Below are 12,767 nucleotides of genomic sequence, written 5' to 3'. Positions count from 1 at the left end.
GAATTAAACGCAAAGCTCCTTTCACGAGCCCTTCTCTTTTTTCGGATCTCCGGGAAGTTGAGGGGCTCCTGAAATTTCCTCCCGCAGTAATCCTGGAAATTTTTTGATGTAAATATCTTGCTGAGGGAATGGTATTTCGATGTCATGCTCTTTAAAGGAACGGAAAATCGCACGCATCACCTGGTCTCGCCGCTCTACCCACACGTCGATATGCTCCACCCAAAACAGCACGCGGAACTCTACCGCGCTATTCGCGAAAGTTTGCATAAAAACCTTAGGGGCAGGCTCCTTTAATATTCCTTCCATTTTTAGCTGGGAACCGATAAGCTGTGTCACCAGGTCCATATCACTGCCATAGGCCACACCGATAAAAAGCTCCACGCGACGCTTTTTATCGGATAAGGTCCAGTTAATTAAATGCTGCGAAAGCATGTCTCCATTTGGAATGATGACCTCTGAGCCATCGTAACCCTGCAACTTAGAGGAGCGCACCCCCACTTCTTTTACAGTGCCGATACGTCCACCTACCTCGATAGTATCTCCGATTTGGATGGGACGCTCGAAGGCCAAGATAATACCCGAGGCCAGATTGTTTACGATCGTTTGCAAGCCGAAACCGATACCCACGGAAAGTGCCCCTAAGACGATGGCAGCTTTATCTAAAGAAATGCCGGAGACGATAATCGCGATAAAAAAACCAATGGTAAGTACTGCTAATCGGATGAGCAAGATAGAAGAACCCAACCGTTTTTCCCGCTGATCGGCCTGCTGCTGGTCTTTTATGGTAGCAAAATACGCTATGTTATTCGCCAAGAATACAGAAAGATAGCTAACCAAGATGAATAAAAAGATACTACCAAAAGTGAAAGTGACCTTCAGGATTTCTCGAGGAGCTTCTAAAAATTCCTTCGCTTGCGAAAGAATCAGCTCGCGTAGGGCGATGTACTCAAGAAAGTAGCCAAACCAAATAAACCCAGCTACCACGGCAAAAATAGCCTTAAGCCGCTTCTGGATGCCATGAAAATCTAAGAAGGAGGTAAAGTCTTTCTGGTTTTTTCGCCCCAGTTCCAGCTGTACGTAAACGATATCCATGATCAGCTGCACGAAAATATACAAACAGACCGCTTGCATAAAGCTCATGCTGGCGGCTACTCCCAGTAATTTACCGAGACTAAAACGCCCTAAAATTTGCGCGAGCAGCGCCAAGCCATGCAAGGCGATGAAACTATACACCAAATAGGGTATCTTCTCCGGAAGGCGTCCTGGGTAGGTTTTCGTGTATTGAAGGATTTTAATGCCGAGGAAAATGCTTAGAATGCCCATCAGTATGAGGTGCCAGCGCTCCTGATAAGCGATCTCCCAGTACAAGTTACTTATCGTAAAAAACAAAAAGAGAACCAGTAAGACCAGCCAGTAAGTAAAAGCTTTCCAGCTGTTTCCTGCCTTCACTAACAGACTACTCAGTGAGGCAGATAAAAGTAAACTTACGGAATAAAAAACGATGGGTGGATTAGTAAAAAAGAAGGGCATCAGCGGCAGCACGATGAGCAGGGTGGCAATGAGGGGGTTTTTCCCTAAAAAACCCGCCCGCTTTAGAATAAGTGGGGCAAAATCCTTTTCTGAAGTAATCTTCTGGATACTCCAGCGATTGAGCAGATAAAAACCTACGAAAAACAGGGACAAGAAAACAAAGCCTTCGGCATGCTCACGGATGAAGCGTTTGAGAATAAACTGATTGAAATAAATAGACTCCCTTAAAACGGTAAGCAGCTGACTCACATCCGGAAAAAAATTGGCATCCCAGAGGTAATTACTTTCCTTTCGCAGCAGGGTGCGCTCCATTAACCGCTGAGAACTTGTTATGCGATCTGTCAGCTCCTCGAGCTGGATACTGATGGCAGAAATTCGCGCTTGCTGGCTAGCCGCTAGGGTCCGCTGCTTAGAAAGGAGTTTTTCGGACTCATTCGCACGACGACGTAGCTCTTCTAGAGAGCGCTTGAATTCTGGCACTTCGCGCGCCTCGGAAATACGAACAGAAAAAATAGGATCCTTTTTAATGCCTGCTAACTCATCGCGAACCTGGAGGAGTTCCTGGACACGATTCGCCACCAAACGCTCGATATCGCTTGTCTGATTACGTACAGAAACCAAGACATTCCCTAAGGCATCTAAGTACCGTAAATTTACGCGCCCTGAAGCCGAGTCTAAGCGCGTAGAGACGATAGCTAATAAACCCTCTAACTCCGGAACAGCCTCTAGGGCAGACAGCGTGTCCAGCTCTTTGCGCAGCGTATAATTTAAACGATTAATACGAATGGTATATTCTTGAATACTCCGTAACCCTGACTCGAGCGAAGGAATGGCGGCCTGGGCGATAGAATCCTCACGCGCGCTGGTCTGAGCAGACAGCAGAGGACCGACCTGAAAAAATGTCAGATAGAGTAAGAAAAGGACGAAATATAACGTTCGCATCATGAAACAAATTTACAGGAAAATCGCGTGGAATTGGTATTCAATTATCTTCTAACGTCGTAATCTATAGAATAAAGATGAAATTTCGAAACTGCATGCCGCATAATCAGTTTAATAAAAGAGATTTTGACAGAACCCGACCTTTCGACGTTAAAGCATGTTAAAGCAGGCTGAAGCAGATAAAAATGTACGATAATTGTTAACGAAATTTCTGAAATTCACAGCTATCAATCTATAAAATAAGTCCAATATGAGTAAAAAGCAGTTTTTCTTGGGGATATTTCTCGCTTCCCTTTTCGGTGGTATCATCGCCGTGGCAGGAGTAAACTACCTGAGTAAACAGAACACCGCGACGAATTTTACAGATAAACAGGACGCAAGCTTAGTGAACTGGTTGTCTGATGAAAAATTCACCATTCCGGAGGGTATCAACTTCGTGGCCTCAGCAGAAATGGTGCTTCCTGCTGTCGTGCATGTACGCAGCACCGTATCTGTAAGCGGTAGAAGCAGAGGAATGGATCCCTTCGAAGAATTCTTTTTCCGCCGTCCAGACCAGGGAGGGGCTCCTCAGCAGCGCGAGGGCAGAAGCTCCGGATCAGGGGTGATCATCTCACCAGATGGCTATATTGTGACGAATAACCACGTAATCGAAAATGCTACGAAAATCGAGATTTCACTCGAAAATAATGACCGCTACACGGCACGTGTTATCGGAACAGATCCCACCACCGACCTGGCACTCATAAAAGTAGAAGCGGATAACTTACCCTTCGTGCGATTCGGTGACTCGGACAGAACGCGCGTCGGCGAATGGGTCTTAGCCGTGGGAAATCCCTTCGACCTGACCTCTACGGTGACGGCCGGCATTATCTCAGCAAAGGCACGGAACATCGGCATTCTGAGAGGTGTGGAAAACAACTTGCAGATCGAATCTTTCTTACAAACCGACGCGGTCGTTAACCCCGGAAATTCCGGGGGTGCACTCGTGAACCTGGCCGGTGAACTTATCGGCATAAATACCGCGATCGCCTCCCGAACAGGTACCTTTAATGGCTACGCTTTCGCAGTTCCTAGCTCCATCGTGAAAAAAGTCGCAGACGATCTATTGAAATTCGGTGCCGTACAGCGTGGACTTTTAGGCGTACAAATCCAAGACGTTAGCCCAGAACTGGAAGAGCGATTGAATAAAAAACTGAAAGTTTCTCGAGGTGTCTACGTCATCGATGTAAACGCGGGATCCGGTGGCGAAGAGGCAGGACTCCAGGAAGGAGATATTATCATCGCCGTAGATGGTACCGAAACGAACACGGTAGCACGCTTACAGGAAATGGTCGCAAGAAAACGGCCCGGAGATCAAGTAGACGTGGTCTACCTACGTGATGGGAAAGAGAAGAAAACGAAGGCCACCCTGAAAAATATCGCAGGAGATACGAAAATCATTAAGCGAGAGGTCCCTGAAACGCTTACCTTCGAAGAGGTCACGTTCGAAGATGTGAAAGAATCCGTACGCCAAAAGCTACGCATTAATGGGGGTGCCGGCATCTTGCGCGTGGAAAGCGATAAGTGGAAAAAAGCAGGAGCTAAACCCGGATTCATCATCACCAGCGTGATCGGAAGTGGCGGCCGTTATCGCATTAACTCCGCTAGTGATTTAGCCGCCGTATTCGAAGAAAACCCAGGAGAGGAAATCGTTATCCTCGGCGTCTACCCGAATGGCCAAGAATTCTACTTCGAGGTAGAACTCGATTAAAACCCAATTAACGGTAATTATACCCCTAAAAAGCCTCAGCTCCTCGTGAGTTGAGGCTTTATTTTTAATTAAACCTTTTAAAAATCCTATCGTTTCCTTAGCAGAAAGCCATGCCTTATACGCTAACACCGAAGTGCCGTATAGAGGAAGGTATCGATAAAACCTTATGCCCATAGTTTTTATCTATCGATTTTAATTTTCCATAGTGACTTAGGTCACGCGCTGTTTCTCCAGAATCGGTACCTTTGTAACAAGATAAACATATAGAAACACACTTTAAAACATAATAACATGATAACAGCTGAAAACACACCAAGTATGCCACGCATCGGAGACATCGCTCCTGATTTCGAAGCGATGACGACGACAGGGAAATTAAAGTTCTCGGAGTACATTAAAGACTCCTGGACGGTATTATTTTCCCATCCCGCAGACTTTACGCCTGTTTGTACCACAGAGATGTCTGGATTCGCGCAGGAGCAGGCGTTTTTCGACGAACGTCAGACCAAGCTCATCGGCCTTAGCATCGACTCGATACATTCCCATATCGCATGGGTAAATAATGTCAAGAAAAACACGGGGGTACTCTTCGAATTCCCGATCATCGCGGATATCGACATGAGCGTCTCCAAGCTTTATGGCATGCTACAGCCCGGAGAAAGCGAAACAGCCGCCGTTCGGGCAGTATTCTTTATCGACCCGAACGCGAAAATTCGCCTTATCATGTACTATCCGCTGAATGTAGGTAGAAACATGGACGAAATAAAACGTGTTCTCATCGCTTTACAGACGGCAGACAAGCACAAATGTGCGCTCCCACTGAACTGGACGCCCGGAGATAAGGCGATCGTTCCTCCGCCGAAAACCGTTGCTGAAATGCAAGAGCGCGAAGCGAGTGACTACGAAATGGTCGATTTCTACTTAGCAAAAAGAGACCTACCCGAAGATTAAGGAAAACTAGTGTTTATGCACATATGCTTCACATATGAATATACAAAAAAATCCGCGAATTTTCGCGGATTTTTTTATTTTCGCTATGGTAACCAAAGGAAAAAAGCCTATATTTCGATCTATTTTCTTTATCTTTTCCCTTTTAATTAACGCGTCCCCGTATGTTACACCAACTTATCCAGCTGAAATTAAATACCTACGACTACCTACACCATCGCTGGGAAGGTCCACGCGTAATAAAATTCATCAGTAACACCGTTATTTTCGCCTTTTTCGCTGGACTACTCATCGTTTTACTCGAAAATATGGGCCTCATCATCCCCTACTTACCCGCCCATAACGCCTTCTTTGCCATAGAACTGGCCTTTAATGTACTCCTCATCTTCGAAGCCCTGGGCCTGATTTTCCTGATCCCTCACTCAGTTGCTGATGCCGTAGGAAAACAATTTGAAATCATTTCCCTCATCCTTCTCCGAGATGCCTTTAAAGAATTCGGCCATTACGTCGGTGAGCTCAGCTGGGACACCCAATTCCTCATCGACATGCTGCCTGTACTATCCGACGCCTTCGGAGCCATACTCCTTTTCCTAATCACAGGGCTTTTCTATAAGGCCCAAAAACATACCCGCATCACGCGCAACCAAGAGGAACAAGAGGGCTTTATCCGGGTTAAAAAACTCCTTTCCATCTATCTTGCCCTCTCTTTTATTGCCTTAGGCATCTACGACATCGTGACCGCCTACCAGACCCATAAGTTCATCTACAGCATGAAGCTTTTCTACAATCTTCTCATTTTCAGCGATATATTTATCCTGCTCTTTTCCTTACGCTACACCACGAAATACTATAATCTTTTCCGTTACTCCTCCTTCGCGCTGGCCACCATCTTCCTGCGCCTGACCCTTTCGGCGCCGGCCTACTTTAATGTGCTCATGGCCATCCTCGCCGGGCTTATGGTGCTTCTCGTGACCTATATCTACAATAAACTCATCGCTAAAGTAACAGACGACATCGATAAGCATCATCTGGATTAAAACAGACAGGGACTTTTGGCCTGCCGGCCAAAAGAATAGGTACTACCAGCTCACTCCTGCAACCATATCTCCCCTACCAGGAAGGTCTGCGCCCGCCCGGAAAGGGCTACACGGTCTCCTTTGATTTCCACCCCCAAATCACCGGGGCGCCAAGAGATCTGGCGTGCCTGAAGCCTGGTTTTACCCAGAATGGGGCCCCAAAAAGCTGCTAAACTCGTATGCGCAGAGCCGGTAACCGGATCCTCGGGAACCCCTACGGCAGGACCAAAAAAGCGAGAGACGAAATCGATCCCAGGCTCCTCTCCCACGGCAGTGCTGATCAAGCCCCTAAAGGGAAGGCTGCCCAATAACTCCATGGGAGGGCGATAAGCAGCCACTGCCTGTGCATCCGGTAAGCGAACGATCACATCGTCCTGCCCCTTCCAGGCCGATAAGGGGCGTGTCGTTCCGAAAAGAGCCTCGGGAAGGTCGGACACTGAAATCGCTACACCCACGTCTAAGGGAAAATCCATCACATATAGGGGCCCATCACGTCCAACTTCAAGCACACCTGAAAATCGGGTGTGAAAAAAGATACGATCTAGTGTCGGCAGTTCATGCGCAAACAGCACATGCGCTGCTGAAAGCGTGGCATGCCCACAAAGTTTCACTTCAGTGGTCGGCGTAAACCAGCGTAGGGCAAACTGCCCCTTCTCAGCAAGCAAGGGAAGTACAAAGGCCGTCTCCGATAAATTATTCGCCGCTGCGATCGCCTGCAGCTGCAGGTCCGAAGGCCATTTTTCCACTAGGACGACAGCCGCAGGATTTCCAGCAAATTGCTCAGATGCGAAAGCATCCACTTGAATGATTTTTAATCTTCTACTCATTTATAAACTACCGTTTCAATAATAGAATTTTGTAACCAAACGAAACACTGTATCTTTAGCTTACATTAAAACACTAAGCCCGCTTACCACATGTCGCAAAACGACTTATACACACAACTTATTCAGCTGGGGCGTACGGGAATTTTTCAAGAGATAGACTGGCATTCGCTGACGACAGAAGAGCTGCGATCGGATGAAAGATTACGGTCTCTGTTGGACGCACTATCGCAGTCTGTTCCCTTTGTCCCACTAAGATCCTCAGCTTCATCTCATCAAGGGGGTATATGGATCGTAGACCACCGACAGCAACACATCTACTGGTCGGACAGTTTACTGCAACTCTTCGAACGTAGCACGGAACAGGGCCCACCGGACTCTGCGACCTTTTTCAGCTACGTCCATCCTTCCGCTCGCCAAGAAACCCAGCATCAGTTCGAGAGACACTTGCAGAAAGAAAGCGGCTACACCGTCTACCAGCCGATTTTACTCCCCAGCGGGAAACAGTTAGCCCTTTTTTCGCGGGCACATACCCGCTTTTCTCCTAAAGGGCATCCACTCTACACCTATGGCTATAGCGTCACCTTATCCTCTCTTCCCGCCTACATCGAGCAAGTGCAGCAAATCGATGCCATGCAGGCAAATATCATCAATCTCCTCGATGAAATCATACATTTCAAAGAAGAAGATGTCAATAAGCGCATCCAAAATATCCTAGAAGAGCTCGGCAAAGCCTGTGGTGCTGATCGGGTGTACCTTTCTGAAGTAGATACGACTACACGTGAAAGCATATCGAATCTATTCGAATGGACACAGCCGGCCATTAGCAGCGTAAAGGCAAACGAACAAAACATCCCGTTGGAGCTGTTAGGAAGTTACCTGAACGATTTAAAAGCAGGCGAAGAGCTGTTTATCGCCGATGTACACCAGCTAGCAGACGGCCCATTTAAGACTTTTCTACTCCAGGAAAAGGTGCTGTCCTTACTTCTGGTCCCCATAGTGGAAAATCAGCAACTTACTGGCTTGATCGGCTGTGATTTCGTACAGCAAACGCAGCTGATCAACTTCGAGACTAGTAATATATTCCAAGCGGCTGCAAAAATTATTAAAGGCACCTACTCCAACCGGAGGCTCCTACAAGAAAACCAAAAAGCTGTGGAGGAATTCTCCTACCTTTTTTCTACCATGGAGCAGGGCGTCGTCTATCAAAATCAGCGTGGCGAAATCACCAATGCAAACCCGGCCGCAGAAAAGCTACTGGGTTTGAGTATAGCTCAAATGCAGGGACGCACCTCTACCTCCCCCGAGTGGCATGCCATCAGGGGGGACGGCAGCCCTTTCCCCGGAGAAGAACACCCAGCCATGCAAGTCCTACGCACTGGCATCCCTGTGAATCAGGTAGAAATGGGGGTCTTTCACCCATCGAAACAGCGCTATGTATGGATTCTAGTAAGTGCAAGCCCTATATTCGAAGGACTACGCACCTCCCCTTCTGGAGTCTTTAGCACCTTTACCTCCTACACCGATTTAAAACGCAGCAAGCTCAAGCTACAGCGCCAAAGTGAACTCCAGCTTACCTTAGTAAAACTGTCCACTTCCCTCATTCGAGCGACGAAAGCAGATATGGACCAGGAGTTAAATAAAGCAATCGCAAGTATAGGTGAAGCCACCCAAGCAGATAGAACCTATATTTTCTCCTATGATTGGGAAGCTTATGTCTGTCACAATACACATGAATGGTGCGCGCCCGGAACCGTACCGATGATAGAGGAGCTCCAAAACTTCCCTTTAACTGAATTACAATCCTGGACAGAGGCCCATCTGGCAGGAAAAAAGATGCACGTACCCCGCATAGAAGCCATCGCTGACGACAAGCCCCTATACGAACTACTGGAACCGCAGGGCATTAAAAGCTTACTAGCACTTCCGATCTACGACGGCACGAACTGTATAGGATTCGTGGGGCTGGACTTCGTCCAAAATTACCACACGATTACTAAAGAAGAAGAAGAACTTATCGAGCTTCTAGCTGGCATGCTAGGACAGCTTTTCTTTCGCGTTAACAGTGAGGAGGAGCTGAAAAAATCACGTATACTTTTAGACAATCTTTACCGCAATAGTGGTTCTCTCATTTACATTAAAGACGTGCAGGGCCGCTATGAGGAGGTAAACCCGAAATGGACAAAAACGACTGGCTTCTCTTGGCATGATGTGCATAAAAAAACAGATCTAGAACTGTTTCCCGAGTCTATCGCACGTGAATTTATGACGCATGATCAGCAAGTCCTATATACAGGAGAAACGCTTGAAGTAGAAGAAGTGCTGCAGCAAGAAGATGAGCCCCTGCGCTACTTTATCTCCATCAAGTTTCCCCTTTATGATGCTACCCAAAAACTGGTCGGTTCAGGAGGTATCACGACCGAAATCACCGATAGAAAAAGGGTAGAACTCCAACTGATCCGTGAAGAGGCCAACAAAAAAGCCATCTTAAACAGTGTTCAGGAAGGCGTCTGGGCTGTAGACAAAGAAATGCGCTTTATATTCTTTAACGAAAAAATCAAATGGGATTTTGAAGTTGATTTCGGAATAAAAATTAAGATTGGGGACCACTTACTTGCAGCATTACCCCCAAAAGATCAGGAACGTTACCGCATCGTCTACGACAGGGTATTTCGTACTGGGAAACCGTTTTATGTCGAAGAAACCATCACTACACCCAAACGAAAACGGGAATTCGAGCTAAGCTTCTATCCAATTATGCAAAATAAGGAGGTAGTAGGAGTCAGTGTTTTTTCTAAAGACATCAGTGAACAACGTGCCATAGACCGAATGCTCGAAGAAAAAGAAACGCGGCTTAGCTTGGTCTTTGATAAGGCGGGACTCCCGATGCTACTCGTCTCCATAGAAGACGCACAAATAGTAGAAATAAATGAAAAGGCACGAAAACTTTACGGCATTTCCGAGAAATCTACAGCGCCTCTTACGTATGCAGCACTCACTGGTGACAATGTAGCTTCGCTCGAGGAAATGAAAAGTCAAGTGGGCCGCGAAGGTGCCAAAACCTGGTTCTCCCATCACCAAAATGCGAAAAAACAGCGTATCGCCGTGGAGCTTTCAGCTAGCTTGATTTCCCTCTCCGGAAAAGAAATGCTTCACCTAGCCATCTATGATGTGACGAAGGAACAGCAACACCTACAGACCATCACATCCCAAAATAAACTCTTGAAAAACATCGCCTGGACGCAGTCGCACCTCATGCGGGCACCGCTAACGAAAATTATGAGCATTAGTCAACTCATTCGCGGCAAAGACTATAGCCTGATGACAGAAGAACATGCCCTAGATAAACTCATGCTGGCTAGCCTAGAGTTAGACCAAGCGATTCGCGATTTGACGACGAAAATAAACATCAGTAAATCCATGTTATTAAGGGAAAGCGGAGAAGAGGCCCTTTCCCCTCAAAGCGCCTTATCACCGGAGGGCAACAAACCTGAAATACAGCGAGTTAGCGAATTCATCCTCATCGATGATGACCAGATGATGCATTTACTTCATAAACAAGTGCTTAAAAAAATCACGGGAGCTCATGAAATCCGCATCTCCACCTTTTTGAACCCTATAGAAGGCTTAAACTACCTCCGAAAAAGGAAGGGCACACTCACCGAAGCTATCCTTTTTCTGGACATCAATATGCCTGAAATGAATGGATGGCAGCTCTTGGATGCCTGCGTGGCAGAGCAACTAGAACCGAAGGTTATCATGCTCAGCTCCTCAGAAAACCAAGAAGACATCGAAAAGGCTTTTGGCTATCCGCCTGTTATCGAGTACATGACCAAACCCTTGAATAAAGCAAAACTGGAACAATTACTTGGCTAATAACTTTTAATGCCAGAAGCGACTTGGTACGCATACCCATAAAAAAACCGCCTATAGGCGGTTTTTTTACTTCCTTCCAGGACAACGTCTATTCTCCCGAAGCCAACAAATTCTTCGCTTCCAAAAGCTCATCCAGCACCTCCCTGATTTTACCCGAAGGGCGATCCGCAGATGGATCCAACACATTCCCCTCCATGTCTAAAAGTAAAAAACGAGGAATAGCGCGCACCATGAAATGCTGAGCCAGCTCCGAAGACCAAGCTCCATCAGCAAACCACTGCAAGCCTTCCATCTGCTTATCCGCCACCATCTTCTCCCAATCCTCGCGCTTATCATCTATTGAAACAGTTAAAAAGGCAATCGGCTGATGACTATAGTCCGCCTTCAACTTATCCCAATGAGGATGTTCACCAATACAAGGTCCACACCAGGTCGCCCAAATGTCTATATACACATACTGCCCTTTTAAACTCGCTAAATCGACTTGCTCACCTTCCACTGTCGTAAAGCTAAAATTAGGCACTTCCGCTCCAGGACTGATCGGCTCCCAGCGCGCCTTCTCCTCAGCAAGTCGGGCCATCATTTTCTCAGAAGGATTTTCTGCCTCAAAAAGCGATATAATCTCCTCAGCATGCACAGGACCCCGATAGGAAAGTTGATTTTTTACATCTGTAAACTTGAGTGTCTCCCGGATCTCCTCATGACGCGCTAAAGAATCGATCACCTTCCAGCGAACAGCTTGATACGACGGACGATCCTCTGCAGGGTACACGCGCATCAGTTCCTGCGCTACAGATCCATAAAAACGCTCTAACAGCCCACTGTAAAAACTGTATTCCATCAGTGTCGGATCATCCGTAGGAATGGCCGCCAGCCGCTTTTCCACTTCTTTTGCCGGATAAGGAATTTCCTCTCGGTTACGAATCTGATGAATATACCCATAATAATCCGGGTAGCTTAGCTCCATAAGGAGCGGCTCATACGCGAAATAAGCCCTCTCCATATGCACAAAAGAATCAGAGAACTTCCCCTCTGCCGCTTCAGCCTCAAAATACGTTCGTACCTCATCGTACGCCGCATCTCGCTTGGCAATCATTTCCTCAAAAGGAAGGGCTAAAACCTCCATCCAATTATCTATTTGCGATGCCTTAAATAACTGCTTCTTTTTCAATAGATACTCATTCTCAGCAAGTCGATCTCCTGTGAAAGCCAGCGTAGCTTCGAAATCTTCCGCATCAAAATTCACCTCAAATCGATCGCCTGGGCCTAAATACAGGCTAATACCCGTGCGCGCATGCGCCACCGTAACCATACCGAGACGCGGTACCGGTATTGCTCCCTCGAAGTTACCTGCAGAATCTAGGGCCAGCTCCTGCCGTTCTTCACCATAATAAATAGAAATAGCCCCTTCTTTACTATTGACTACTTGACCGCTAAGGTGTAAAAAAGGATCCGCCTCCTGAAGCTTTTCCCCGCTTTGGCACGCAGTAAAGCCTAAAATGAACACTAACGTGAACAAGCCTAAGCCAAAATGTTTCATAGTGATTATGTTTAATGGAAAGATAAATGATGCATTTGAACAATAAATATAAAAAAATATATCGCTAAACACACCTGATTTAAACTATTTAACATCTTAAAAGATTCGTTAAAGCCTTCCTATTTTCCATCCTTTTTGGAAATCCTAGCAGCCCAGTAGGCCGCACCAGCCACCAAGCGAAAAAAACAACCTTCTGCCAGCTCTTTAAAAGCAGAAATACAATCTCCGTTTATAAATAAAAAAAGTCCTCTAAACCATAGGTCTAGAGGACTTTTTTAGGA

7 protein-coding genes are annotated in these 12,767 nt (G+C 46.5%); 4 read left to right on the top strand and 3 right to left on the bottom strand.

The genetic code is table 11. The features are described 5' to 3' along the window. Positions 1 to 21: 21 nt before the first annotated feature. Positions 22 to 2,475 carry a mechanosensitive ion channel domain-containing protein gene (locus ACXIT9_RS10225; RefSeq protein ID WP_458056129.1) on the bottom strand — a complete coding sequence of 818 codons (2,454 nt, stop codon included), beginning with the start codon at positions 2,473 to 2,475 and terminating at the stop codon, positions 22 to 24. Positions 2,476 to 2,722: 247 nt separating this feature from the next. Here ACXIT9_RS10225 and ACXIT9_RS10220 point away from each other — a divergent pair, with 247 nt between their 5' ends. The 3 genes from ACXIT9_RS10220 to ACXIT9_RS10210 all read left to right on the top strand — a co-directional run bounded on the left by ACXIT9_RS10220 (position 2,723) and on the right by ACXIT9_RS10210 (position 6,207). Beyond that, positions 2,723 to 4,222 (top strand): Do family serine endopeptidase, encoded by a 1,500-nt coding sequence (locus ACXIT9_RS10220; RefSeq protein ID WP_458056128.1) that lies wholly within the window; start codon positions 2,723 to 2,725, stop codon positions 4,220 to 4,222. 291 nt (positions 4,223 to 4,513) lie between these two features. Continuing rightward, positions 4,514 to 5,173 (top strand): peroxiredoxin, encoded by a 660-nt coding sequence (locus ACXIT9_RS10215; protein ID WP_458056127.1) that lies wholly within the window; start codon positions 4,514 to 4,516, stop codon positions 5,171 to 5,173. A 161-nt stretch (positions 5,174 to 5,334) separates the two neighbouring features. After that, complete coding sequence (locus ACXIT9_RS10210) at positions 5,335 to 6,207, top strand: hypothetical protein (protein ID WP_458056126.1); 873 nt, start codon at positions 5,335 to 5,337, stop codon at positions 6,205 to 6,207. A 50-nt stretch (positions 6,208 to 6,257) separates the two neighbouring features. Here ACXIT9_RS10210 and ACXIT9_RS10205 read toward each other — a convergent pair whose 3' ends face one another. Then, the gene (locus tag ACXIT9_RS10205; RefSeq protein ID WP_458056125.1) at positions 6,258 to 7,073 is read right to left on the bottom strand and encodes a PhzF family phenazine biosynthesis protein; all 816 of its coding nucleotides are present in this window, start codon (positions 7,071 to 7,073) and stop codon (positions 6,258 to 6,260) included. A gap of 90 nt (positions 7,074 to 7,163) precedes the next feature. Here ACXIT9_RS10205 and ACXIT9_RS10200 point away from each other — a divergent pair, with 90 nt between their 5' ends. Then, on the top strand, positions 7,164 to 10,946 hold the full coding sequence (locus ACXIT9_RS10200) for a PAS domain-containing protein (RefSeq protein WP_458056124.1): 3,783 nt from the start codon (positions 7,164 to 7,166) through the stop codon (positions 10,944 to 10,946). A gap of 88 nt (positions 10,947 to 11,034) precedes the next feature. On the opposite strand, the gene ACXIT9_RS10195 is transcribed toward ACXIT9_RS10200, so the two are convergent. Further along, the gene (locus tag ACXIT9_RS10195) at positions 11,035 to 12,486 is read right to left on the bottom strand and encodes a redoxin family protein (protein ID WP_458056123.1); all 1,452 of its coding nucleotides are present in this window, start codon (positions 12,484 to 12,486) and stop codon (positions 11,035 to 11,037) included. Positions 12,487 to 12,767 lie beyond the last annotated feature (281 nt).

The sequence above is a fragment of the Nitritalea sp. genome (assembly GCF_054166705.1).
The sequence above is the reverse complement of the archived record's forward strand: the minus strand, read 5'-3'. Positions and strand labels throughout refer to the sequence as shown.

Coding starts and splice junctions, on each gene's coding strand:
- ACXIT9_RS10225 (WP_458056129.1), bottom strand. CDS start 2,475: ATGATGCGAACGTTATATTTCGTCCTTTTCTTACTCTATCTGACATTT.
- ACXIT9_RS10220 (WP_458056128.1), top strand. CDS start 2,723: ATGAGTAAAAAGCAGTTTTTCTTGGGGATATTTCTCGCTTCCCTTTTC.
- ACXIT9_RS10215 (WP_458056127.1), top strand. CDS start 4,514: ATGATAACAGCTGAAAACACACCAAGTATGCCACGCATCGGAGACATC.
- ACXIT9_RS10210 (WP_458056126.1), top strand. CDS start 5,335: ATGTTACACCAACTTATCCAGCTGAAATTAAATACCTACGACTACCTA.
- ACXIT9_RS10205 (WP_458056125.1), bottom strand. CDS start 7,073: ATGAGTAGAAGATTAAAAATCATTCAAGTGGATGCTTTCGCATCTGAG.
- ACXIT9_RS10200 (WP_458056124.1), top strand. CDS start 7,164: ATGTCGCAAAACGACTTATACACACAACTTATTCAGCTGGGGCGTACG.
- ACXIT9_RS10195 (WP_458056123.1), bottom strand. CDS start 12,486: ATGAAACATTTTGGCTTAGGCTTGTTCACGTTAGTGTTCATTTTAGGC.